This window comes from Bacillus sp. FSL R5-0523, assembly GCF_037975295.1.
GTDB classification, from domain to species: domain Bacteria; phylum Bacillota; class Bacilli; order Bacillales; family Bacillaceae; genus Bacillus; species Bacillus subtilis.
In genome coordinates, this window is sequence record NZ_CP150251.1 from 2886518 (window position 1) to 2911952 (window position 25435).

The following is a 25435-nucleotide window of genomic DNA, read 5'->3' on the forward strand; positions in this document are numbered from 1 at the left end:
CCGCTGCCTATGCAGCGGCTCTTTTTTATTATATCGCGCGAATCGGTTTGTATACCGGATACCACATCGCATCCTGCACTGCCTGTATAATGTCTTCAGGCTCTTCCGTAGCGACGCCTTCCTTCATTGCGGTTTTTGCAACTTCAACAGCAACGGTTGCCGAAACAGTGCGCAAATCTTCAACTTTTGGAAGCATCGGCGCGCCAGGCACCCCGACATTGACCATACCTGCGATTGCCCGGGCACATGCTTCAAACATGCCGTCGGTAATTAATTTTGATTTTGTAACAATCGTTCCAAGACCGAGACCAGGGAAGACAAGCGCGTTGTTTGCCTGCCCGATATGATACGTAACTCCTTTATATTCAACTGGCGGGAACGGGCTTCCTGTTGTGATCAGCGCACGGCCTTCTGTCCATTCGATTAAATCCTCCGGTTTTGCTTCAGAAAGGGTTGTCGGATTTGACATTGGCAAAATCGCCGGCCGTTTCACATGTGACGCCATTTCTTTTACAATTTCTTCAGTGAAAGCGCCGGAAACTGTAGATGTGCCGATCAGGATCGTCGGTTTCGCCTGCCGGACCACTTCAAGAAGATCAATGCCTCCACCGTCTCCGTTCCGCTGATAATCCTTCACTTCATCAGCCGAACGAGCATACGGCTTTTGGAAATCAAGAAGCTGATCCATATCATCTGTTAACAGCCCGTTTCTGTCTATGCACCAGAAGCGCTTGTATGATTCTTCTTCACTCAGTCCCTCGCGCACCAATGCTTCCCGCAGCTGTTCGGCAATTCCGATTCCTGCCGTTCCCGCTCCGAATATAACAACTCTGTGATCCCTCAGCGGAACTTTAGACGCTTTTGCACAGGATAAGACTGCGGCCAAAGAAACAGCGCCAGTTCCTTGGATATCATCATTGAAGGTACACACTTTATCTTTATAGCGTTTCAAAATGCTTCGCGCGTTTTTCGCCCCGAAATCCTCCCAATGCAGCAATGCATTCGGAAATGTTTCTCTCGCCAGCGCAACGTAGTCGTCAATAAATTGGTCATAGCGTTCTCCGCGCACTCTGGAATGCTGGTTGCCGACATAAAGCGGGTCGTTCAAGAGGCTCTCCTGATTTGTCCCCGCATCTAAAACAACAGCCAGCACTCTGCTCGGATCAATGCCTGCAGCCGCTGTATAAACCGCCAGCTTGCCAATAGAAATCGCGATTCCTCCGACGCCCCAGTCACCGATTCCTAAAATTCCTTCCGCATCAGTTGCAACAATTAAATCGATCGTATCGCTTTGATCTTTATACTGTTTAAATGCTTCTTTCATACCGTCCGGGTCATCGATTGACAGATAGAGCCCTCGTGGTTTTCTGTATTCATGGCTGTATCTCTGAATTGCCGTTCCGACTGTCGGTGTGTAGACAATCGGGAGCATTTCTCCTAAATGGTCATTTAACAGGCGGTAAAACAGCGTTTCATTCCGATCGTGCAGCGCCGTTAAATAGACATTTTTGCTCAAATCGTCAGGCTGTGCGGAATATTGTTCATACGCTCGTTTCGCCTGATCATCAATTGTTAATACCTTGGGCGGCAGAAAGCCTTTTAAACCAAGTTCTTTTCTTTCTTCCTCAGTAAAAGCAACACCTTTGTTCAAAAAAGGAACAGAGAGCACTTCAAGGCCTCTTAATGTTGTTTGAATGTCTCCTTCGTTTGTTACTTTGAATTGTTTCACCCTGCCTCTTCCTTTCTGAGCATAATTAGTACTAGGTTTGCATTATTAGCCGGAAAACATGCAGGGTAAACATAAAAATATGCTATTGCTTCATTCGCTTGACTGAATCTTTGATGCTTCCGTCCTCCTCCCATTGAAGGGCGCGATACTCGGCATCATGATAAAAAATAAACCAAGCGTCTTTTTCTGCTGCGAACGCCTGCCATTTCTGCTTTTGCGGGATAGAGGTCATCGGATAATCATCGTAAGCCAGCACCCATAGCGGATTGCGGTGGGCATGTGTCGGCATCAGATCTGCCATATGTACGGCAGTTTCACCCGCATCCTCGCATATCAGGACACTGTGTCCGTCGCTATGGCCTCCGGTGTGATGCAGTGTAATACCCTCTGTGATCGTTAAGGTGTCTTCAAAGGTTTTGACTTGGCCTGCTACAGCCTCCCAATTTTCTTTCCAATACGTATTTTTCGACCTGATATTCGGATGGCGCATTTCGTCCCATTCAACAGCTGATGTATAAATCACTGCATTCGGAAAGACAGAGACGAGCCGTTCACCTTCATATTCCGTTAAACCGCATGCATGATCAAAATGAAGGTGTGTCATTGCGATCACATCTATATCGGCAACCGTTAATCCGAGTGCAGCTAATGAGGGTTTCACATTCGACTCTTGTGTCACGCCATAGTTTCGTTTTTGTTTATCAGTCAGCTTGCCGGACCCAATTCCGGCGTCAACGATGATATTGAGCCCATCCTTTTGAATCAAAATAGGGTCTGTCCTTAGTTCAATCTGGTTTTTTTCATTGACTGGATATTTTTTAGACCAAAGCGGCTTTGGCACAACGCCAAACATGGCGCCTCCGTCCATATGCGTCACGCCTCCGTCAAGCCAGGTCAACGTGATGTTTCCAATTTTCATTGTTTCCATTTTCATCCCCCCTGTCATCATGGTAGCAAACGGCCCATAAAAAAAACAGACTCCTGTCAGAGTCTGTCTTTACGTTCTCCATTCAACCTCAGCCCGATAGATCGGCTGGCCGAGTGCAGAGAATTTTTCTTCATATTCTGTCATAATATTGCCTTCCAGATTGCTGTTATGCAAATCGAGACTGACGTATGTCAGCAGGAGGCCGTACTCAGAGAAGCTCTTCAAAGAGTACTCAAACAAACCTCGGTTGTCCGTTTTAAAATGAATCGCTCCGCCTTTGCCCATTACATCTTCATATTTTTTGAGGAAGTGGGAATATGTCAGGCGGCGTTTTTCATGCCGTTTCTTCGGCCAAGGATCAGAAAAGTTCAAGTAGACCCGTTTCACTTCCCCCGGCTCAAACACATCCGTCAGCGTGTCCGCATCTATATTCAGAAGCTTTACATTCTGCGCTTCGCTGTCTTTTACTTTTTGGACGGCTGTCACGATGACGCTTTTAAATAACTCAATACCAATATAATTGATGTCGGGATTTTGTTTGGCCATACCAGAAATAAATTGGCCTTTTCCTGTACCAACCTCGATATGGATCGGATTGTCGTTGCCAAACACTGTGTTCCATTTCCCTTTATAATCAGCAGGATTGCTGATGGCAATATCTGCGTTTTCAGCCAAAAAGTCATCAGCCCAAGGCTTGTGGCGCATTCTCATATGATTGACACCTCTATCTATTATTTCGACTAACAACATACCATGAATTAAAAAGACCCGCAAGCTCGTTTTTCCAGTGTATCTCTCTTAAGGCCGAGCGCATAAAAAAAGAGGGTCCCGTCTGCCGGAACACTCCTTTCACATGTATAAAAACGCTCTGTTTTGAACAATTTAACCCGTATGATACTGAAGGGATGTGTACCGTTATGGGTTTACATTATGAGCATCAAGTTCATTTATTGAAGGATATATTGACTGACCATCAATTGGACTGCTGCGGAACAGTCGCAGAGTACGAGCAGCTTGAGCGTGTGATTAAATCACTGATGGCAAACACCGAGCTTGATTCAAATTTCAAAAACGTGCTTGAAGATGTTTACCGCTACAGCCAATCAGGAATATCGTCCAAATCCATCGACTCACACATACAAGAGCATCAGAACAGCCTGTCTCAATGGGTAGAGCAAATGGATTCGTATTCCTGATTAATCAACAATTCGTTTCATGAGGATATGCAGCTCTTCCATTGCATCATGAAATTCCTTATCATTGCCTTTTGCTTTATGCCAGGCAATGAAAGTAATTGTTTCAGATAACACATACCAAGCCATTCGCAACCGAAGGCTTTCTGTCAGCTCTATGCCGTACATGCTCAGCCAGCTCTCCCAAGCTGGCTTTTCGACGTAGTGGTACAGCAAAGGCCCGAGGTCCATCGCCGGATCAGCGATCATGGCGCCGTCCCAGTCAATTAAATACAGCTGGTTGTCTTCAGACAATAGCCAGTTATTATGATTGACATCACAATGGCAAACGACTTTCTCACCGAAATGCACTTCATGCAGGTGTTCTTCCAAATACTTGATCCCTTCTTGAATCAGCGGCGAAGATTGCTGCACAGCAAATACAGCCTGCTTCAGCTGAGACAAAAGAGCCCCCGGGTTCAGCGGTTCTTTTCCAAGTCTCTTCAGCATGTCCAGCAAGGCTTTTGATGTGTGTATTTTACGAAGCAATTCAGCAACGGGCCGTCCGCTCATGTCTTTAGGCTTCAGCTCTCTGCCGGTCATCCAGTGCTGGGCCGTAATGACGTCCCCATTTTCCATCCGTTTTGTCCAAACCAGCTTCGGAACAATGCCTTCGGCGGATAAAACAGCTAAAAAAGGTGAGCTATTACGTTTTAAAAAAAGCTGCTGCCCGTTATGTTTCGCATAATATGCATCTCCTGTAGCTCCTCCGGCGGGGAAGATCTCCCAATCGCTACCTAGTAATTGTCCCAACCAGTTCATATCAATGTTCAACCCATCATTTCTTAAAATATTTTAGAATTAAGGCTAATCGTTTCTAGTCTATCCAGCGAATGCCTTTTTCGTACGAATCGTATAAAAATAAAAAAGACAGCTATTGAGAGTCTCATATGCTAATCAATAGCCGTCCTTTAAATTTTAGCGCTATAGCACAAACTTCGTCAAGCAAAACTCTTAAGATCTGATGCTAAATATAAGATAACCGTTCCGATGCCGTTTACTGTAACCGTTTTCTTGATTTCTGCCGGATCTTCCTGAAATCCTGATGGATCACATAAAAGCCGATAAGGTATGTCGTTTGGCAGCCTCCACTCGACGGAGTCTGGACTCGCGTGATGGATAACAATGATATCTTTCCATTCGTCAACCTCGTCAAGATCATAAAGCCTGTATGCGATAAGGTGTTCTTTTAGCGTCAAGCATTCAAGATGGCGCCGGATGTCTGCAGCGGACCTAAGACGGAATGCAGGATGCGCTTTTCTCAGCGAGATCAGCCTGCGGATATAGTGAACATCTTCTTTGAATGTTTCACGGCGATCCCAGTCGAGCTGGTTGATGCTGTCATTGGATTGATAGCTGTTTTCCACTCCCTGCTTCGTCCGGAAAAATTCCTGGCCGCTGTGAATAAACGGCACCCCTTGGGCAAGCAAAATAATCGCGGCTGCAAGCCTTTGCCTGCTTCGCTTTCGGCTGTCATTTTCTTGAGGAAGCGCGAAGCTCATTTTATCCCAAAAGGTGTGATTGTCGTGTGATTCGACATAATTGATGGACTGGCTTGGTTCCGGAACAATCGGTGCTAATGCCTTCCATCCGGAAGACCCGGTAATTCCATGCATCACAGCTTGTGCTGATTCACTGCCGCCGAGCGCAAACCCTGCTGCCATAAGGTGAAAGGTGTTCCCTTTTACAGCGTCACGAAACATATCATTAAAAAAACCGATGCCCGGCATTCTTGGCGCGTTCGCCAAAGCAGCTTTCTGTTCATGCGGCAGAGGTGTAGCCAGATCCCACCCTTCTCCAAAAAGCAGGATTCCGGGCTTTGTCTTAGTTGCTTTCTCTTTCATATAAAGCACGGTGTCAATATCTAAAATCCCGAGGAGATCAAAGCGGAAGCCGTCAACATTGTATTCTTCAAGCCAATAGACCACGCAATCCGCGATGAATTTTCTTGCCATCCTTCTTTCTGATGCAATATCATTGCCAACGCCGGTGCCGTTTGATGGCATCCCACATTCGTCGTGCCGGAAAAAATAACCGGGCACTGTCTTTTCAAAGGGGGAATTCTCCCTCTTATACACATGGTTAAAAACAACATCCAGAATGACTCGCAGACCGTGCTGATGCAGGGTATTGATCATTTGTTTCAGCTCTGTTTTTCTCGTTTGAGGATCATGAGGATTTGAGGCATAGCTTCCCTCCGGGGCAAAGAAATGAAGCGGGTTATATCCCCAATTGTATGCATCAAGCGGCTTCTCTTCATCAACTCCGGCAAAATCATTCACCGGCAGAAGCTCCACATGTGTAACACCAAGCTCTTTTACATACGCTAATCCCGAAGAACTGCCATTCGCGGTTTGTGTATCAGTTTCCGTCAGCGCTAAGTATTTTCCCTTGTTTATCATGCCGCTGTTTTCATGGATGGAGAAGTCGCGAAGATGCGTCTCATAGATGACGGCATCCACAGGGTGTGAGAATGGTTTAAGAGGAGCAGTCCATTTCATTTGATCCGGGCGCAAGACGACGCCCTTCTCTCCATTTACAGTCACAGCCTTGGCATACGGGTCAACGGTTTCCATCCATTCTGAATTGTTGCAGATGCAAAACAAATACTCATATCCGTGAAGGTCACCTGTGACCGTAACGGCATAGACGCCTTTTTCCAACCGAGTCATTTGAAATGTGCGCCCGCTTTTATTGGGGTGTGAAAGCTTGACAGCAGCTGAGGTTGCAGCAGGCGCCCATACTTTAAATACGGTATGATCCGCGGTATAAACGGCGCCCAGCTCTCCGTCATAATAAAATTCGTCATCAAACGCAGCCGTCCGGATGACCGCGCCAATTTGGAGATCCGTTTTGTGGCCGCTGGATGCTCTGACGCAATGGATTTTTCCAAATGTCACAGGATGGTCGGATACGCAGACGTACTTGTATTTTGCTTCAAGGGAGTATTCCTCCCTGACAGCCAGAGGAAAAACTGTTGTTTCTGTCTCAAGCCGAAACGGCGGTGTCATGATTTCCTTTTGTTCAGCAGGAATCAGAACAGTAATGATATTCATGTCATCGACATACGCTTCGAAGCTGCGGCGGATGCTGACCATCGGAAGCTCTCTCCTTCAAACACGTTTATGTTTTGATCCTTAGGGGTGAAGGACTAGATGCCAGACGAAACGGGGTAGTGCCCATGATTTCTCCGTCAGCATGGAACGGGATTTTGTCCTTCGTGTAAAATGTAATGTCCTTCGCTTTAAACATCGTAACGCCATCCATCTTTGTATGTTTTCCAAATGCCATGAGACATAAAAGCCAATATTTTTTCAAAAACGGCTGGTTTTCAACGATTACGATATCAAATGTCTTCTCGCGCGGATTTGCTAGGGGCGCCGCCTTCATGCCTCCCCCGTAAAACGGATGGTTGGATACAACGGCAAACCAGACATCATGAAATTCGCGCGTCTCGTCTTCCGTCGTACAAGCTAACGTAAACGGCTTAAAGGTTGCCGAAGCGTGCAAATGAGAAAGCGGATACACAAGAAATCCAAGGCGGAGAAAAAGAAAAAACCGTCTCAACGGAAATTCCATCGCCTTTTTATTGACATATGCGTCAAACCCGATCCCGATATGATTCATAAAATAAAGAATCTGTGATTTATCCTGGAGGAAATTGACGCTCCCTAAATGAAAGGTTCTTGTTAACGGGCGCTTTACCTTCTTGATTTCCTGTATCAGATCGATTTTTTTAATAGAAAACCCTCTCGAAAAATCATTATACGCGCCCGCCGGCACAAAGCTCAGCTCAATATCGTCAACATCTTTCAGCCCGTTGACAACTTCATGCATGGTTCCGTCTCCGCCAATGACGATCAGGCGCTTCAGCTTATATTCTTGTATCGTTGAAATCTGTCTGGCGAGCACCTCGGCGTGTCCCGGATGTTCAGTTAAAAATGAACGGTGCTCAACCTTTCGTTTGATCAATTCTTTTTGAATGGACTTCCAAACACGCAGGCCGTTTCGATGTCCTGCTGTCGGGTTAATAATAAAAAACCAATGGCTCATCTTTCTCACCTGCTTATGTTATGAGAAAACCGCTCAAATCGTTCTCTTTTACTCCAGCCACTCCTGTCTGCGATAGGAGTCAGACATGCAGTAAGACAATAGAGCCTTTGCAGCCTTTACCTGATGATGTTTGATCGGAGCAGTGTTTTTCTTCTGCCGCTCAATCCATTCTTCCGCGCTCCGCTTATCCGCTATTTCTAAGCCGTATGGCGGCTCCGGGTAATCGATGTACGACGTTCTGCTCAGAAGCAATTTTCGAACCGGAATCTCAGCCTGTTTTTCCTTTACGATCTTTGACACAACCGAGTCCGTACGAAACAGGCTAAGCCCTGGATTTAACACTGATGCAGTCTGAGAGGCTGTTTTCTTGTCCCAAAAACGATTTTTAGACCCTATGTAGACACTGTCTTCCTCAGCCTCTAAAAAAGAAACGCAATAAATTTCCAGAGGAGAAATAATCACAATGCTTAATTCAACCGCCGCCTGCTGAATTTTCAGCACAGGCTTATACATAATAAAATAAGAATCGGGCAGCTGCTGGGTCAGATAACGCAAAATGCGGTCCTGCTTCACCTGGTTTGAGAGTTGAGATATTTCTGAAAGAGTAGAGCTTGCCCATTTGAGCTGAAAATCATATAAATGTCTTTTATAAAAAGAAGCAAGCGCCACCCTGCTCTTCGGGAGCCTTACATGAATATCTTCTTCGTCCTCAAACCATCGGTGTCTCTCTTCTTGTATATCGGCTTTTATCTCTTCTTTTCTTCTTTTCAATGAAAATTTTTTTCGTTTCTGCACCGGTTCCGGTTCTTCAGCTCTGGCTTGCCTTTCTTCATGCTGGCGCTCCGCTCCTTCTACCAGTGAAAGCCAGCGTTCTTTTTTCAGACGTACGAACTGGTTGATATAATGGTATGGATCAAGCTCATATCTCGATATATAATCATGAATTTTGATGATTTGTGCCATGTTTGTTTCTCCACTCCGCAATGAATTAAGATAATTGAAATTTGAATATTTCCTCGTATTTTGGTGATTGGTTCAAGTGTATTTGAAAGAGCGAAAATCGTTCAGCCACCATCGAAACCTCGCCGCTTTCAAACGGAACATGAGCTGGAAATCCATCTTCGCCTGTCCATTTTCTTGCCAGCGTCATATGAGGATGATACGGTCTTTTTTCCACTTGAAAGCCAGCCTGAAGTACAGCCTGCTTCGTATGTTCCCGCAGTCTTTCAAGCGTTTTGTTTTTCTTTGGCTCCAGATGTAAAACACGCGGCCTTCTGCGGTCGCCGAATACATCTATCTTGCCAAACTCAATTGAAAATGGGTCAATTTCTGAAGCAATCTCTGCTAGCGAACCTTCAAGCTTCTTTATTTGTGTCTCATCCGCCGCTCCGAGAAAAATTAACGTGATATGATAGTCAAGCGGGTGCACCCATTTTTGAAACGTCAATACTGGTTCGTTTTTCGCAGCCTGGTAGATCGGCTTTGCAATTCCCTCAGGTATGGGAACGCCGATGAAATAATGAGGCCGTATATCTGGCATCCGTCTGACACTCCCTTCTTTGACAGCTATTATTTTATCAATAAAGAGGCTGTGCGGATAGAGGAACAGTGTATGAAAACACTCTCGCACAAACGTTTATTATGTTAGGATATTATATGACACTTGTTTTATTCAGAAAGGAATGACAATGTTGAAAATCGTTGCAAACACAGCTGATCTGATAGGAGATACACCGCTAGTGAGATTGAATCGGCTTCAGCCGGAAAATGCGGCACAAGTCTATTTGAAGCTTGAATTTTTCAATCCGAGCGGCAGTGTGAAAGACAGAGCCGCTTATCAAATGATCATAGAAGCTGAACAAAACGGTTTACTCAAGCCGGGATCAGTTATTATAGAGCCGACAAGCGGAAATACCGGAATCGGGCTCGCCATGAATGCGGCAGCACGCGGATATAAAGCAATCTTAGTTATGCCTGATACGATGACGAAGGAACGGATCAACCTACTTAAAGCTTACGGTGCAGAGGTTGTATTAACTCCCGGAGAGGAAAGAATGCCGGGCAGCATCAAAAAAGCGAAGGAGCTTGCCGAACAAATTCCGAACAGCTATATTCCAATGCAGTTCGATAACACTGCTAATCCTGATGCGCACCGGAAAACAACAGCGCCTGAAATCGCCCGGGCAATAGAGGAAATCGGAAAACCGCTCGGCGCTATTCTCGCCTCCTCTGGAACGGGCGGAACCATTACCGGAACAGGTGAGGCGCTCAAAGAGCTTTTTCCGGATATCACGGTTCATGTTGTTGAGCCAGCGGGTTCGCCTGTATTATCCGGCGGAAAACCTGGCGCGCATAAACTTGTAGGAACGAGCCCAGGCTTTATACCGCCGATTTTAAATGAAGACGTTTATGATGAAATTATCAAAATCTCCGATGAAGACGCGTATACGACGACAAGACGGCTTGCTGCTGAAGAAGGAATTCTTGTTGGTCCTTCATCAGGCGCTGCCTGCTTCGCGGCAATCGAAACAGCGAAACGCCTCTCTCCTGACAAAGTTGTGGTCTGCATGACAGCTGATACAGGAGAACGGTACTTATCAACTGATTTATGGTCATTTATTTAAAAAAAGGACTGGCTTCAGCAGAAGCCGGTCCTTTTATTTTGCAAGCTCGTAAATGGCCTGCGCATATAACGCTGTCGATCTAAGAAGGTCATCAATTTCAATATATTCATCCTTTTGATGTGCGCTGTCAGGGCGTCCGGGAAACAGCGGGCCGAACGCGACACCGGCTTTTAGCGATCTGGCATAAGTCCCACCGCCGATTGAGATTAAGTCAGCTTTTTTACCCAGCTGGCCTTCATAAACCTTTTGCAGGGTTTTGACTAGCGGATGATCTGCTGACACGTGATGCGGCTTGCTGTCTTTGAATTCTCCCAGATCAAATTCAGATGCACTTTCGAATGCATCGCGAATCGCTTTGCTTTCTGCTGTCACAGGATAGCGGATATTGATCCCGAGCTCACCTCCTTGCCCTTCTTTATAGCGCAGTGTTCCGACATTTAATGTCAGCTCACCGCTGATTTCATCCTCACAGTCGATGTCCAGTTTTTTTCCTCTTGTATCACCTGAGAATTTGTCTGTCACAACTTGCACAAACCGTTTTCCTGCATCGTCAAGCTCAGTCTGCTGGAGAAATTCGCACAATAAAATGCCGGCATTGATCCCATTGTTCGGTTCCATCGCATGGCAGGAAAGACCGTACATACGCAAAATGAGCTGTCCGTTCTCTATTGCAGCTTCCCCTTTTTGGTCCGTCGTGCGGAGCATGTCTTTAAATGAAGACAGAATCTCTTCATTTTTCGGCCCTTCAATGACAGCTTCCGCAGCATCAGGCACCATGTTCAAACGAAGGCCTGATTGAAACGAGACAAGCACTGCCTTTGGTTCTGCTTGATTTGGACGGTGCGGAATAAGTAAAGAAGCATCGATGATCCCTTTTTCCGCATTAATGATCGGAAAATCGGCGTCAGGCGCAAAGCCCATTGTTGGCATTTCTTCATGCTTGAAATAATGCTCTACGCATCTCCAATCACTTTCTTCATCTGTTCCGATAATCATTCTGACTCGCTTGGACAGGGGCAAATTCATGTCTTTCACGATTTTCAGCGCGTAGAATGCCGCCATTGTCGGGCCTTTGTCATCAATGGCGCCCCTTGCATAAATCCGTCCGTTGCGGATTTCAGCTGAAAATGGATCACTCGTCCACCCATCTCCCGGCGGCACGACGTCAACATGGCAAAGTACGCCGATAATGTCATCGCCCTCCCCCCATTCAATATGACCTGCGAAGCCGTCAAGATTTTTTGTTGTAAAGCCTTCTTTTTCTCCAAGCTCCAGCAATGAAGTCAGGCTGGCGTTTACCCCTTCTCCAAACGGTTTACCGGGTCCGGCGGTTGTTTCGTCCATGACACTATTGATTCTCAAAAATTCCTGCGTATCACGAATTAAATCCTCTTTTTTTCTGATCACTTCAACTTCCCAGTTCATAATGATCCCCTTTCCGCAAGAAATGACTTGCAAAAACCAAATAAAACGAATAATATTAATGGTGTTTTGTTAAAACGTTCGTAATTGGAGGATACTATGTTTCATCTAAAAGAGCAGCAAACATCCATAAAGCAAGAAATCATAGCAGGGCTGACGACCTTTTTCACAATGGTCTATATCGTCGTGGTCAATCCGGTCATTCTGGCTAACGCCGGGGTTCCTTTCGACCAGGTGTTCACCGCAACGATTATTGCCTCCATTGTCGGAACGCTGTGGATGGCCCTGGCAGCAAATTATCCGATTGCTATTGCGCCCGGCATGGGCTTGAACGCTTATTTAGCCTTTCATGTCGTAAGCGCAAGCGATGGCGGCATCACGTACGCAACAGCTTTCAGCGCAGTATTTACAGCAGGGGTTCTCTTCATTATTCTATCGTTAACGCCTTTAAGAAAACAACTTATAGAAGCGATTCCAAACAATTTAAAATACGGGATCACAACAGGGATCGGGCTGTTTATTGCTTTTATCGGTTTGCGTCAAGCGGGCATTGTGGCAGCTGATGAGTCAAACCTGGTCACTCTCGGCAATCTGCATTCACCTGGTGTTATCTTAACGCTGGTTGGCCTTTTGATCAGCGTGGTCCTGATGGTGCTGAATGTAAGCGGCGCTTTATTTATCGGAATGGCAGCTACCGCTTTGATCGCCTTTTTCACCGGTCAGCTCCATTTTCCAAAGGGATTTATGTCGCTTCCTCATTTGCCGGAAGGATTGATGATCTCAAATCCATTAACCGCTTTTGGCGATGTCATTCATCACGGCCTGTATGCTGTCGTCTTTTCTTTTCTATTAGTCACCATTTTTGATACGACAGGCACGATGATCGGAGTTGCCGAGCAAGCCGGGCTGATGAAGAACAACAAGCTGCCAAACGTGCGAAAAGCGCTGCTTGCTGATTCAACCGCGACGACAGTAGGAGCTGTTTTCGGCACAAGTCCAACGACTGCATTTATCGAGTCTTCCGCCGGTGTCGCAGCCGGGGGAAGAACGGGGCTTACGGCTTTGACTGTCGCGGTGATGTTTGCGGCTTCAATGTTTTTCAGTCCGCTTGTCAGCGCCTTGTCCGGTATAGCCGCCATCACCTCGCCTGCTTTGATTATCGTCGGCAGCCTGATGATGGGCTCAGTTTCCAATATGAATTGGAAAGAGATGGACGAGGCATTTCCTGCGTTTCTCGTCATTCTAGCCATGCCTTTGACCTCTAGCATTTCTACAGGAATTGCGCTTGGCTTTATTTCATATCCGATCGTAAAAGCGGCGCGGGGAAAATGGAGAGAGATTCATCCGCTCGTCATCGTTTTCGCCATTCTGTTTTTCATCCAGCTGTTTATTTTATAACATAGACCAAAAAACCCAAACGTCGCCGTTTGGGTTTTTTATGTAAACAATAAAGAGACAGCGGCCGCTAAAAAACAACAGGCGGCAAACGCATAGTGCAGGATGTTGATACAGTTTTTTCTGGCCCGATAATATTCATCACTTTCCTTATCGGTGCCAATTAAAAAAGGGGCATCCATGACCTTGTCAAAAATAAGCGTCAGGATATAACGGCAAACCCCTGTATATACCAGCAGCGCAATCACCTTCAGCCAAATTGGGGAAACAAATATGAGAACGGTGAAAGCTGACAATAGCATGTACATCTGCCTCGCATACTCGCCATTCCTCAGCATGACTTTAAAAAACAATTCCTTATAGCCTGTGCAGATCGTTCGTCTTTTAAATATCCTTTTTGAATTTCGGTATAATAACGGTTTTCTTCTCATCTTGTCTTTTACTTTTGGCATTCCCGCCTCCTGACTCATCATCATCACAAGTCCTGCAAGGGCAAGCCTGCTTTTTTTCTCTTCAGTCACTTCAGCTTCAAAAGCCGTGAACGAAGCCGTCTTTTTCAAACTGCGGATAACTGAGAAAAGCAAAAATAAAATGCCAAAAAGCGCAAGCAAGTGCCACTGAGTCAAAACAATCAGGATAGCAGAACCAGCAAAAAGAATAGCTCTGACAAGGATATCGCCAATCCATCTCGAAATAGAGCGCGGCTTTCTGATCCTGTCTTGCTTTAAGGATAAAAAGAATATATGAAGGCCAAACAAATAACACAATAGAGCAGTGGTTTCTGCGAATGTGATGTGAACAGAATGACTGATCAAGGGAAGGACAATGAAAAAGAGAAGCAGCCATTTAGCCATCGTGACGAGAAAAGAATACAAAAGCGCGTACCGTTTGAGCTGATAGATGATTTCTTTCTTTTGCAGCAAAAACACTTTGTCCGCTTCCATTAAAAATGTACGAATCGAACCTGTAAACATGATCAGCCCACACACAGCGTACAGCCATCTCCACTCCGCCACTTCAGACCACTCATAAAGAAGACCTCTTCCATTCATCAAATCAATATACTGATAGATGACAAAAGCAATCGCCGGCAAAACAATATAGAGAGCGACTGTCCAGTCAATGACCGCATGCAACACTTTAAACTGATACTTATAATAGTCAAACAGCCTTCGAAAAAAGAGCGTACGCCCGTTCATGGCCGATCACCTTGAACTGCCTTATAAAAACAGTCAAGCAATGACTGCCCCTCTAATCCGGTCTCGTCCTGAATATCTTTTAACGTGCCTTGGAGAAATAATGAACCTTTCTCAATCATATAAAACCGGTCACAGATTTTTTCCGCGGTATCGAGTACATGCGTGCACATAAGAATTCCGGCTCCACGTTCTTTTTCAGCCTTAAGCATGTCCACAAAGCGTTTCGTCGATATCGGATCAAGGCCGATAAACGGTTCATCAATCACATACATATCCGGCTTAGAGAGAAAGGCCTGGATAAGCATTAGTTTTTGCTGCATGCCCTTCGAAAAGGTGACAGGCAGCTCATGTTTGACATGATCAAGCGAAAACGTCTGCAGCAGGCTTTGGGCCCGAGGCGCAAATTCTCTCTCTTCAATGCCGTGGAGTGTGCTGATCAGATCCAAATGCTCCCACAGCGTCAGTTCTTCGTAAAAGGACGGATGCTCCGGAATATATGCAAATGAACAGTCGTTCCAGGCAATATGCCCTTTAAAATCTTCTGAAAGGCCGAGTATCGCCTTGATTGCGGTGCTTTTTCCGGCGCCGTTAGCTCCGATCAGTCCAACTAGTTCCCCTTTTCTGACTTCCAGAAAAACATCGGTGAGCACTTTTTTTCGGCTTGTATACCCGGCCTGTTCTATTGAAGCTTCAAGCAAATTTGTCAAAACTCACCCACCTCCAAAATTTACTACGAAACAGAATAAAAAAAGTTTCTTTAACCATAATAATATTGAGCCGAAATACATAGTAATCCAACAAGGATGGCTGCCCAACGCGAATTGGAAAAAATTAATAGGAGTTATCCCTAGATTCATCACTGCAATATCGTGTATAATGAGGGCGAATTATTATAACAATTACAGATGTCTGCCTTTGTTGCTATTTCGTATGCAGTTGATAGTCGTGAGTTGTGGTTAGTCAAGTCCATCCGATCTTATGATAGGGAGTGGTTTTTTGAAACCTTCAACAAACCGTATGCTAACTCGAATCAAATCAGTTTACATGTTTATCCAAGAAAAAGGTCTTGTGACAACACAGGAACTGGTTGACGAATTCGGCATTACACCTAGAACGATTCAAAGAGACTTAAATGTGTTGGCATATAATGATCTTGTTCATAGTCCAAGCCGTGGCAAGTGGGAGACAACGAGAAAGAAAGTAAAGATTACCTCATAAATTGAAAAATTACATAGGGCCGCCTGAGAGCGGCCCGATAGATAACAGGGCGAAGAAACTACTGAGCCTTGTTTTTGTGCGCTTATAAATAAAACCCCGCATTCGGTATGCGGGGTTTTTGTCATGCTTTCGGCTCATTGAGCAAATGAAGCTCTTCCTCTGTCAGCTCACGGTATTCTCCGGGTGCCAGAGCGGGATCTAGGGAAACGCGTCCCATCGAAAGCCGCTTCAGATAAACCACTTCATTGCCGACTGCCTTTGCCATTTGCTTGACCTGATGGTATTTTCCTTCTGTAATTGTCAGGTATATCACGGTATTGCCACTGTCGTTTGTTTTGATTTCCGTTTTTGCCGGCTTTGTTTTATAGCCGCCCTCTATGTAGACACCCGTTTCCAAATCGGAGATGTCTTCCCGAGAAATCTGTGATTTTAAATGGACTTCATACGTTTTTGGAACATGCTTTTTAGGAGAAAGGAGCCGATGTGCGAGCTGGCCATCATTTGTGAGCAGCAAAAAGCCCTCTGTATCTTTATCAAGCCTGCCGGCTGGAAATGGCTCAAATCTCATCTCCTCCGGCGTCAGCAGATCGACCACTGTTTGCTGCCGGCTGTCCTCAGTCGCCGACAGCACACCCTGCGGTTTATTCATCATAAGATAAATGAACTCTCGATAATCAACCGGTTCCCCGTATACGGTCACCTCCTGCGCATCAGGATCAACGTGCGCCTTTACATCTTTGGCAGGTTTGCCGTCGATCATCACGGCTCCAGCCTTCACAACGGCTTTGACTTCTTTTCTCGAACCATACCCGCTGTTGGCAAGCAGCTTATCAAGTCTCATTCCCAATCTCTCCTTTATAAAAGAAAGCCCGCAGCATGCGAGCCCTCAGTTTCATCATATCTAGTTCATCAGCCTGCATGTCTGCCTTTCCTTAAGAAACCTGGCAAACGGCGGCCTAAAATTTTCTGCAAAAATCCTAATCGGTAGCCGCAGTACAGGTAGACAGCTCCGCCAACAGCGGCCGCGATCACCACAACAATCGCAGCTTGCAGCTGGCCATCCTGATAGGAAATAAAGAAGCCTAATACCCACTGCACGATTTTCACGGCAATACCCATAATGGCTGATAAGACCAGCATCAAAACAGTTCGTTTAACAAGTATCTTATACGAATAGCCTGCATGGCGCTTAATCATGATAAACCCATATAAAAGGGAAGCGATATATCCAAGCGCCGTCGCTAAAATCGCTCCGTCAGCCTGCATCAGTTTGATCAGCGGAACATTCAGCACAAGCTTGATCACGACGCCGATCACAAGGCTGACAACCGCAAATTTTTGCTTATTGATGCCCTGCAGAATGGCTGCGTTGACTGTAAACAAAGAGAACAAAATCGCGACTGGCGAATACCATAGCAAAATGTTTGCCCCCAGTTCAGGGTGAAGGCTCTCTGACCCGTAAAAGAACGTATACGTCGGTCCTGACAATAGAGAGATCCCGACAACAGCCGGAATAATTAAAAACAGGATCGTCTGCATCGTTTGATTAATCTGCTGATTTAACAGCTTATAGTTTCCGCTTGTAAACGATTCAGTAATCGTTGGAATTAATGTCAGTCCGAAAGCAGTTGCTAGGGAAACCGGGATCATCACGAGCTTCTGAACATACAGGGTTAGAATCGCTAGCATGTCCTGGCTGATGGCTTGATGACCGGCTTCAATCATCGCTTTGTTAAACGTATTTGTATCAATATAGTTATACAAAGGGATGGCTAGTCCGACAAAAACGTACGGAGCAGCATAGCTGAACAGCTCGAAAAACATTCTCTTGTAGCTTAGGTTTGCTGTCGGACCCGTATTCGGCATCATCGCCAGCAGGCTGCCCTTCCGTTTGTTCCAATAAATATAAAGCACGACCAGCCCACCGAAGGCACCGATCAGCGCTGCGAAGGTTGCATAGCCCACAGCGATGACAAGGCCGCCGTTGAAAACCTTCAAAATCAAGAATGTCGCACTCAATAGAAAGATGATGCGGACAATCTGTTCAACGACTTGGGAAACAGCTGTCGGACCCATCATTTGGTGCCCTTGAAAGAATCCGCGGACAAGGCTCATAATCGGTACGACCAAAAGCGCTAAGCTGACCATGCGGATGACATAAACGACATGATCAATTGTCAGGCCGTTATTATCCTTGCCACCCAGCGATATTTCCGCAAACATCGGAGCCGATAGATACAGAATGAAAAAGGCTATCATTCCTGTGACGAGCATAACCGACATGCCCGCCTTGAGCATTTTCCTGCTTGTCTCATAATCCCCTTTTGAATTATATTTGGAAACAAATTTAGAAACAGCGGCCGGAAAGCCCATCGTAGCAATATTCAAAAATAAAGTGTATTGGTTGTATCCGTATTGAAATAATGCACCGCCTGTCGCCCCGACCATAATGCTGAAGGGAATTAAATAGACCATCCCCAGAATCCGCGATATATATGTACCGAGCGTTAATACAAACGTGCCTCTTAACAGTTTGCTTGACATGTTTCTTCATCACCATTTTCTACGAAGATTCAACTTTTCTATTTTACCACAACTGGGCATTTAGACGGTAATAAATACAAAAGCAATCCTGTGAACATTCATGTCCGCGGCAAAAGACGTTTAAGGAGCGGCTTTCTTTCGCTATAATAGTACTGCGGACGGGGGTGTCCGCACACGAAATGAAAAGAAAGTTGATGATAAAGATGAAACAATATGACGTAATCGTAATCGGTGGAGGCCCTTCAGGCTTGATGGCTGCGATTGCAGCAGGAGAACAGGGCGCTGGCGTGTTGCTGATAGATAAAGGAAATAAATTAGGACGGAAACTCGCGATTTCCGGGGGCGGCCGCTGTAATGTGACGAACCGCCTTCCTGTGGAAGAAATTATCAAGCACATCCCCGGCAACGGGCGTTTTTTATACAGCGCGTTTTCTGAATTTAATAATGAAGACATTATCAAGTTTTTTGAAAACCTCGGCATTCAATTGAAGGAAGAGGATCACGGCCGGATGTTTCCTGTGACCGACAAAGCCCAAAGTGTCGTTGACGCGCTGTTAAACAGGCTGAAGCAGCTCCGCGTAACAATCAGAACGAACGAGAAAATTAAATCTGTTATATATGAAGATGGACAGGCAGCAGGGATTGTGACGAATAATGGCGAAATGATCCATAGCCAGGCAGTCATTATCGCTGTAGGCGGTAAAAGCGTGCCTCATACCGGAAGCACGGGAGACGGCTATGAATGGGCTGAAGCCGCGGGCCATACCATAACAGAGCTGTTTCCGACAGAGGTTCCAGTCACTTCTGGCGAACCGTTCATTAAGCAAAAAACACTTCAAGGCTTATCACTAAGAGATGTAGCCGTCAGTGTGTTAAATAAAAAAGGCAAACCGATTATCACACATAAAATGGACATGCTGTTTACCCATTTCGGCCTCTCAGGACCTGCCATTCTCAGATGCAGCCAATTTGTCGTAAAAGAGCTGAAAAAACAGCCTCAAGTGCCGATCAGAATCGACTTGTATCCGGATATCAATGAAGAAACGCTTTTCCAAAAGATGTATAAAGAACTGAAGGAAGCACCGAAAAAAACCATTAAAAACGTGCTGAAGCCTTGGATGCAGGAGCGCTATCTCCTATTCCTGCTCGAAAAAAACGGCATCTCTCCGAACGTATCGTTTTCTGAGCTGCCGAAGGATCCTTTCAGACAATTTGTAAGGGACTGCAAGCAGTTTACTGTTCTCGCAAATGGCACACTGTCGCTTGATAAGGCATTTGTCACGGGAGGCGGGGTATCTGTAAAAGAAATTGACCCGAAAAAGATGGCTTCTAAAAAAATGGAGGGGCTGTATTTTTGCGGTGAAATTCTGGATATCCACGGCTACACAGGCGGATACAATATTACCTCCGCCCTTGTCACAGGCAGGCTTGCGGGGCTTAATGCCGGACAATACGCCCGTTCTTAACCATTGCTTTTGAACACTTGCCACAAAGGCCGAATATTTGAACATTCCCCGCATTCATGTTAGGGTGAGACTTGTTTTGTTTCACCTGATTGCGGGGTAATTTTAAGAGAGGAATGAGCAGCCATCGTACGACCATACTAAGCCTGCGAGCAAGATATAGGCGTACACAAAAAATTAGAGGGTGAGAAATGTTGAAACATATATCTAGTGTATTTTGGATTGTGATTGCCATCACAGCTGCAGCTGTATTATGGGGCGTTATTTCTCCTGACAGCCTGCAAAATGTGTCTCAATCGGCACAAGCATTTATTACCGATTCATTTGGTTGGTATTATCTTTTAGTTGTCTCTTTGTTTGTCGGGTTTTGTCTCTTTTTGATTTTCAGCCCGATCGGAAAAATCAAACTCGGAAAGCCTGATGAAAAACCGGAATTCGGGTTATTATCATGGTTTGCCATGCTGTTCAGCGCAGGCATGGGAATCGGCTTAGTATTCTACGGTGCGGCTGAACCGATCAGCCATTACGCAATTAGCTCTCCATCAGGTGAAACAGAAACCCCCCAAGCCTTCAGAGATGCACTCCGCTATACGTTTTTCCACTGGGGTTTGCACGCTTGGGCCATTTATGCCATTGTGGCATTATGCATTGCCTATTTCCAATTCCGCAAAGGCGCGCCCGGGTTAATCAGCAGCACACTGTCACCGATTCTCGGCGATAAAGTAAACGGACCGATCGGAAAGGCCATTGACTGTATTGCAGTTTTCGCCACTGTTGTCGGGGTGTCAACAAGTCTTGGTCTTGGCGCAACCCAAATTAACGGCGGTTTGAATTACCTGTTCGGCATTCCGAATGCGTTTATCGTCCAATTGGTTTTAATCATTATTGTGACAGTGCTCTTTTTACTTTCTGCGTGGAGCGGACTCGGAAAAGGAATTAAGTATTTAAGCAACACAAACATGGTATTGGCCGGATTGTTAATGTTGTTTATGCTCGTTGTCGGGCCTACAGTGCTGATCATGAACTCATTTACAGATTCTATCGGACAATACATTCAAAATATTGTTCAAATGAGCTTCAGACTGACACCGAACGATCCTGAAAAACGCGAATGGATTAACAGCTGGACGATTTTCTATTGGGCATGGTGGATTTCCTGGTCTCCATTTGTCGGCATTTTCATCGCCCGTGTATCCAGAGGCCGGACGATCCGCGAATTTTTAATCGGCGTCTTGGTGACACCTTGTATTTTGACATTTCTATGGTTCTCCATTTTCGGCGTATCAGCCATGGATCTCCAGCAAAAAGGCGCGTTCAATGTAGCAAAGCTGTCCACTGAAACGATGCTGTTCGGAACACTTGATCACTATCCGCTGACAATGGTGACATCGATCCTTGCATTGATTCTGATCGCAGTATTTTTTATCACGTCTGCAGATTCAGCTACATTCGTGCTGGGCATGCAGACGTCGTACGGTTCTTTAAATCCGGCGAATTCTGTGAAACTCAGCTGGGGTATCATTCAGTCTGCCATGGCGGCTGTGCTCCTATATTCCGGAGGGCTTGCCGCTTTGCAGAACACAGCGATTCTGGCAGCGCTGCCGTTTTCTATCGTTATCCTGCTGATGATTGCCTCTCTCTATCAATCGCTCTCAAAAGAAAGAAGAGAGATCAAAAAAGCGGAGAAACTCGATAAACCGAGAAGTCCAAGAGTGAAAAAAGCATATTAACAAAAAAGATCTTTCCGTGCCTGCGGAAAGATCTTTTTATTTGCGATATAAGATAAGGGCGGAAAAACAGTAAAGCTGCTCGCCGTCTGGGTCGCACGCTGCCGAAACCGTATATTTGATATCAATCAGCTGCTCCTCCGATATCCCTTTTAAAAATGAATTGATTTCCGTTTGTAAGTCTTTTTCATGCTCTTCATCAAATACCGCTACCTTCAGCATTTTATCCGCTCTCCTTTCTCTATCAATCTATTCCGTTTGGAACAGCGTTATGATAGAGAAATGATGATTATCTCGTTTCCGGATAAAAAGCTTTCCGTATACGGGATTCCCTCTGTGGCTCGCCGCCTTGCTGCTCCACTTTCAGCAGCACGGCATAAACAATTCGCATATGGCAGTAGCTGATCAGGCTGACGCTGAAAAAAGGGACAATGCCGGGCAGGTACGCAAGCAAGAAAAAGAGAACAACAGTCAGTGCAAGCATCGCAAGCGTATATTGCAAATACGCCACACTGAGCAAGAGCGAAAATTTCACATACAGACGTTTTTTCCAGTCAAAATGGACAAGCAGCGGAAACACATAAAAAAGCATGGATACGAACAAAAAGCCAAATATCATAATGGCGAAGCGCAGGATGTGCAGTAGGAAATGACTTGGATAAATGAAGGCCAAATCAATATAAATGATCACTCCGATGAGCGCCAGTACAGCACCGAGCAGATTTGAACGAAAAAATTCACCCTTGTATTCCTGCCAAAACGTTTTGAGCACCGGAACGTTGTCCTGCCCCTGGATCCACTTCCGCATGACAGCAAATAAAGCCGCGGTCGCGGGCATAATGCCAAACACACCGAGACCGAGCAACGTAAAAAACAGCCACAGCAAGTTTGTATACGCAAATCTCATGATCCATTCGCAAAAACGCAGCATTCGTCCCAGTGAGCCATCATGTTCCATGGCGCCCCCTCCTTTTTTTGCATTATACATTCTGCATCTGAAAAAGCTCTTTCATGCCGATCGGCTTCTTTTCGGCAACCGAGCGCCACATTCCCTCACCAACCGCGATGGAGTAGGCTCCAGCTTCAGCCCCGGCTAAAATATCATAGCGGCGCAGCGGGTCTTTTCCTAAAAAAAGATCCTCAAGCAAAAGCGGATCACCTCCGCCATGCCCCCCTTCATTTTTGACTACTTGTATCGTCTGCTTTGATTCAAAAAGCGGATAGTATTCGATTGTCTGCTCAGGAAAAGCAAACGGAATTCTGGAAGGTTCGTGAAATTCATTTGATTCAATACGCCCTTTTGTGCCGTTGATCGTCAGCCGGTAGCCTTCATACGGGGCCGAAAAAACAATCGAGTAGCTTAACAGTGCGCCGCCATCATATTTGACTGCCGCCACGTACGTATCCTCGATGTCAATTTCCTCGTCAAAAATACACGCGTCAGGCCTGTATGCAGTATATAAGCTAGACTGGTCTCCTGCTTCGAGATGATCATCTTTTATAGAAGCTTTAGAGGAACGGGGATGCCACCTTGAATAGTAGTGGCATTTTTCTTTGACCCGGCACGTCCCGCAAAAACGCCCGTCTTCTTCAGGCAAAGGGTTCCACTCACTGTCCGGCCCATAGTAATTCAAGGCGCCATAAGCAAATACCTCTTCCGGATTTTGCCCGAGCCACCAATTGACGAGATCGAAGTGATGTGTTGATTTATGGACAGAAAGGCCCCCGGAAAACTGTCTCGACCTGTTCCAGCGTTTAAAATAGCTGGCGCCATGATACGTATCAATATACCAATTTAAATCAACGGAGGTGACCCTGCCTATTTTTCCGTCCAGAATCATTTCTTTTATTTTCCGATGAAACGGGCTGTAGCGATAGTTAAACGCGACGGTGACTTTCCCTTCGCTTTTGGCCTCAGCTTCAAGCACCCAATTCGCATCCTGCACTGTTGTCACCATTGGTTTTTCAGTAATCACATCTGTATTCCACTGAAGACTTTTTACAATATATGTGACATGCGTATCGTCCCTGCCTGCCACAATGACGATATCAGGCTTTGACACGCGCATCATCTCGTCAAAAGCATCTTCGCTAAACTCGGGCACGTGGGCCAGCTCGGGAAATTTCTTTTTGCAAACGGCAAAACGTTTCGGATCGGCATCCAGCAATCCCGTAATCTCATAATGAGTTGAAAACCGCTCCAACAGCGGTTTGATAAACATACTGAATGCTCTGCTGCTCAATCCGCAAAAGACGATGTTCTTCAATATCCTCACCTCTATCGGGCTTCAGTTAGTTGAGAAATCAGCTGCAGCGCTTCCTCTGTTTTTTCAGCATACACAGGGATAAACGCCGCCATATCGCGATTCAATCGAAAAGAATAGCCGTTCAGCTGTTTTTTCCCTTTTTCGATCTGAACGGCATAGATCGTTTTTTCTCCTGTTTTTTTATTAACAGTTGTATAAGGAGATGTTTTTTTAGGAGGCAATCCGTTTAACGGCTGAAAATTTTCCGGATCATCGTAAGCTTGAAACATGTCTTCAGGCACGATGAAAACATCTCCCTCATGGGCGGTAATTTCAGTCAGCAGTTTTTCCTGAAAAGCTGGAAAGATATCGACCTTCCTGGCATTCTGCTCGGCTGCCTTTTTTATTTTTTCCTGTACGCCAGCCTGCATATCAGAAAAGAGAATGACATGCATTCCGTCCGGCCTGCTTGAGCATGATGCCAAAAAGAGGACTGAGACAATCACACACAAAGCCGTACGTATCTTTTTTGTCATTTCCCCGCTGACCTAAAGAGAGGCTCCAGCTCTGTCATAGCTAAAATAAACGCGCCGGCTCCGTGCAGGTCGTTTGTGCTTCTTTCGCGGCTGATATAATAGTCATAGAAACCGGCTGACGTTCCGACACATATGTCTTTGACGAGAAACGCGCCGTCTTCTGATGTTTCGGTTTTATGCTGAATCAAGCCTTGATACGCTTTTAGCAGTGTTGTTTCGTAAGCTCTGTCTAAATAGCCTTTATTGATTCCCTTCGCAAATGCGTACATGTACAGGCAGGATCCTGAGCTTTCTAGCCAGTTATCAGACCTGTCTCCCTTATCAACAATCTGATACCATAGCCCCGTCTCTTTGTCTTGATAGCAGCAGATGCTTTCCATCATGTCCTGCAGCGTGTTTTTCCACACATGACGGTTTGGATGCTTCTTCGGCAGCTCTTCAATCATGTCAGCAAGAGACATGACGTACCAGCCGATGGAACGTGCCCAAAATTCCGGTGAACAGCCTGTCTCTTCATTGGCCCAAGGCATTTTTTTCGCTTCATCCCAGGCGTGATAAAAGAGTCCGGTTTTTGCATCCTTCGTATGCTTTCTCATCAATGACTCCTGCAGCACGACCTGATCAAACAGCTCCGGCTCCTGCTTCAGATTGGCATATTTCAGTGCGAACGGCCCCCCCATGTATAAGCCGTCAAGCCACATTTGGTATGGATAACCGTCTTTATGCCAAAAACCGCCCTCAGACGTCCGGTTCAGTGTTCCATATAAGCCGCGCAGCCTTTTTGCCGCTTTGACATACCGTTCATCCTTCGTCTGCTCGTATAATGGAAAAAGAATGAGACCCGCTTGAATGGCGTCCAGTTCATCTCTTCTAAATAATAGATTGCCATAATCATCGATTAAGAGATCTGCATAAGCCTTCGCATACTCAAAATACCGCTTTTCCCCGGTTGCTTCCCACAGCCGCAATACACCGCATAAGAAAACACCCTGATGGTAGTGCCAGCGGTTTGCAGGAGGCAGCTCCTCGACTGTGTACGTATTCATAATGGTTTTTGCCAATGCCTCCGCGTACGTAAGAGGCGATTTTACAGCGATTGATTGATCCATTGATCCCATC

24 protein-coding genes are annotated in these 25435 nt (G+C 45.7%); 6 read left to right on the forward strand and 18 right to left on the reverse strand.

The window, feature by feature from the left end:
* Nucleotides 1–28 precede the first annotated feature (28 nt).
* The 3 genes from NYE53_RS14835 to trmB form a co-directional block, all read right to left on the reverse strand.
* Nucleotides 29–1729, reverse strand: a complete 1701-nt coding sequence (locus NYE53_RS14835) for an NAD-dependent malic enzyme (protein WP_339245382.1) — start codon at nt 1727–1729, stop codon at nt 29–31.
* 82 nt (nt 1730–1811) lie between these two features.
* Nucleotides 1812–2657, reverse strand: a complete 846-nt coding sequence (locus tag NYE53_RS14840) for an MBL fold metallo-hydrolase (protein ID WP_032726424.1) — start codon at nt 2655–2657, stop codon at nt 1812–1814.
* Between the two features lie 69 nt (nt 2658–2726).
* Nucleotides 2727–3368 carry a tRNA (guanosine(46)-N7)-methyltransferase TrmB gene (trmB, locus tag NYE53_RS14845; RefSeq protein ID WP_014477684.1) on the reverse strand — a complete coding sequence of 214 codons (642 nt, stop codon included), beginning with the start codon at nt 3366–3368 and terminating at the stop codon, nt 2727–2729.
* Nucleotides 3369–3574: 206 nt separating this feature from the next.
* Here trmB and NYE53_RS14850 point away from each other — a divergent pair, with 206 nt between their 5' ends.
* The gene (locus NYE53_RS14850; protein WP_003237926.1) at nt 3575–3853 is read left to right on the forward strand and encodes a YtzH-like family protein; all 279 of its coding nucleotides are present in this window, start codon (nt 3575–3577) and stop codon (nt 3851–3853) included.
* Here the strand turns inward: NYE53_RS14850 and NYE53_RS14855 are convergent, their stop codons facing one another.
* The 5 genes from NYE53_RS14855 to thpR form a co-directional block, all read right to left on the reverse strand.
* Nucleotides 3854–4651, reverse strand: coding sequence for a phosphotransferase family protein (locus tag NYE53_RS14855; protein ID WP_009967993.1), 798 nt, complete (start codon nt 4649–4651; stop codon nt 3854–3856).
* Between the two features lie 179 nt (nt 4652–4830).
* The gene (gene pulA / locus NYE53_RS14860; protein ID WP_339245384.1) at nt 4831–6987 is read right to left on the reverse strand and encodes a type I pullulanase; all 2157 of its coding nucleotides are present in this window, start codon (nt 6985–6987) and stop codon (nt 4831–4833) included.
* A 25-nt stretch (nt 6988–7012) separates the two neighbouring features.
* A complete protein-coding gene (locus NYE53_RS14865; RefSeq protein WP_327828222.1) occupies nt 7013–7942 on the reverse strand; it encodes a YegS/Rv2252/BmrU family lipid kinase in 930 nt (309 codons plus the stop codon).
* A 48-nt stretch (nt 7943–7990) separates the two neighbouring features.
* On the reverse strand, nt 7991–8905 hold the full coding sequence (locus tag NYE53_RS14870) for a hypothetical protein (RefSeq protein WP_339245388.1): 915 nt from the start codon (nt 8903–8905) through the stop codon (nt 7991–7993).
* Nucleotides 8906–8930: 25 nt separating this feature from the next.
* Nucleotides 8931–9482, reverse strand: a complete 552-nt coding sequence (thpR, locus tag NYE53_RS14875) for an RNA 2',3'-cyclic phosphodiesterase (RefSeq protein ID WP_339245390.1) — start codon at nt 9480–9482, stop codon at nt 8931–8933.
* A 148-nt stretch (nt 9483–9630) separates the two neighbouring features.
* Here thpR and cysK point away from each other — a divergent pair, with 148 nt between their 5' ends.
* Nucleotides 9631–10566, forward strand: coding sequence for a cysteine synthase A (gene cysK / locus NYE53_RS14880; protein ID WP_339245392.1), 936 nt, complete (start codon nt 9631–9633; stop codon nt 10564–10566).
* A gap of 33 nt (nt 10567–10599) precedes the next feature.
* Here cysK and pepV read toward each other — a convergent pair whose 3' ends face one another.
* Nucleotides 10600–11991 carry a dipeptidase PepV gene (gene pepV, locus NYE53_RS14885; RefSeq protein WP_029318264.1) on the reverse strand — a complete coding sequence of 464 codons (1392 nt, stop codon included), beginning with the start codon at nt 11989–11991 and terminating at the stop codon, nt 10600–10602.
* Nucleotides 11992–12087: 96 nt separating this feature from the next.
* Between pepV and pbuO the strand changes: the two genes are divergently transcribed.
* Nucleotides 12088–13386 (forward strand): hypoxanthine/guanine permease PbuO, encoded by a 1299-nt coding sequence (pbuO, locus tag NYE53_RS14890; protein WP_339245395.1) that lies wholly within the window; start codon nt 12088–12090, stop codon nt 13384–13386.
* A gap of 38 nt (nt 13387–13424) precedes the next feature.
* Here the strand turns inward: pbuO and NYE53_RS14895 are convergent, their stop codons facing one another.
* Nucleotides 13425–14582 carry an ABC transporter permease gene (locus NYE53_RS14895; protein ID WP_336156224.1) on the reverse strand — a complete coding sequence of 386 codons (1158 nt, stop codon included), beginning with the start codon at nt 14580–14582 and terminating at the stop codon, nt 13425–13427.
* A complete protein-coding gene (locus NYE53_RS14900) occupies nt 14579–15289 on the reverse strand; it encodes an ABC transporter ATP-binding protein (protein ID WP_339245397.1) in 711 nt (236 codons plus the stop codon). Before NYE53_RS14900 ends, NYE53_RS14895 begins: the two co-directional genes overlap by 4 nt.
* Nucleotides 15290–15578: 289 nt before the next feature.
* Between NYE53_RS14900 and NYE53_RS14905 the strand changes: the two genes are divergently transcribed.
* Nucleotides 15579–15800, forward strand: coding sequence for a DeoR family transcriptional regulator (locus NYE53_RS14905; protein WP_003152337.1), 222 nt, complete (start codon nt 15579–15581; stop codon nt 15798–15800).
* A gap of 121 nt (nt 15801–15921) precedes the next feature.
* Here NYE53_RS14905 and NYE53_RS14910 read toward each other — a convergent pair whose 3' ends face one another.
* Complete coding sequence (locus NYE53_RS14910) at nt 15922–16641, reverse strand: pseudouridine synthase (protein WP_339245400.1); 720 nt, start codon at nt 16639–16641, stop codon at nt 15922–15924.
* A gap of 68 nt (nt 16642–16709) precedes the next feature.
* Nucleotides 16710–18344 (reverse strand): lipid II flippase MurJ, encoded by a 1635-nt coding sequence (gene murJ / locus NYE53_RS14915; protein ID WP_283933671.1) that lies wholly within the window; start codon nt 18342–18344, stop codon nt 16710–16712.
* Nucleotides 18345–18547: 203 nt separating this feature from the next.
* Between murJ and NYE53_RS14920 the strand changes: the two genes are divergently transcribed.
* Both NYE53_RS14920 and opuD read left to right on the forward strand, forming a co-directional pair.
* Complete coding sequence (locus tag NYE53_RS14920) at nt 18548–19810, forward strand: NAD(P)/FAD-dependent oxidoreductase (protein ID WP_072173641.1); 1263 nt, start codon at nt 18548–18550, stop codon at nt 19808–19810.
* A gap of 188 nt (nt 19811–19998) precedes the next feature.
* On the forward strand, nt 19999–21537 hold the full coding sequence (gene opuD, locus NYE53_RS14925) for a glycine betaine transporter OpuD (protein WP_003229220.1): 1539 nt from the start codon (nt 19999–20001) through the stop codon (nt 21535–21537).
* A 36-nt stretch (nt 21538–21573) separates the two neighbouring features.
* On the opposite strand, the gene NYE53_RS14930 is transcribed toward opuD, so the two are convergent.
* The 5 genes from NYE53_RS14930 to rmgQ form a co-directional block, all read right to left on the reverse strand.
* Nucleotides 21574–21756, reverse strand: coding sequence for a sporulation protein Cse60 (locus NYE53_RS14930; protein WP_003223398.1), 183 nt, complete (start codon nt 21754–21756; stop codon nt 21574–21576).
* 67 nt (nt 21757–21823) lie between these two features.
* Nucleotides 21824–22492, reverse strand: a complete 669-nt coding sequence (locus tag NYE53_RS14935) for a YesL family protein (RefSeq protein WP_339245403.1) — start codon at nt 22490–22492, stop codon at nt 21824–21826.
* Between the two features lie 22 nt (nt 22493–22514).
* Nucleotides 22515–23801, reverse strand: coding sequence for a Gfo/Idh/MocA family oxidoreductase (locus NYE53_RS14940; protein WP_339245405.1), 1287 nt, complete (start codon nt 23799–23801; stop codon nt 22515–22517).
* Between the two features lie 11 nt (nt 23802–23812).
* Nucleotides 23813–24316 (reverse strand): rhamnogalaturonan transport/degradation protein RmgS, encoded by a 504-nt coding sequence (gene rmgS / locus NYE53_RS14945; RefSeq protein WP_077671500.1) that lies wholly within the window; start codon nt 24314–24316, stop codon nt 23813–23815.
* Nucleotides 24313–25434, reverse strand: a complete 1122-nt coding sequence (gene rmgQ / locus NYE53_RS14950) for an unsaturated rhamnogalacturonyl hydrolase (protein ID WP_335388810.1) — start codon at nt 25432–25434, stop codon at nt 24313–24315. Before rmgQ ends, rmgS begins: the two co-directional genes overlap by 4 nt.
* Nucleotide 25435 lies beyond the last annotated feature (1 nt).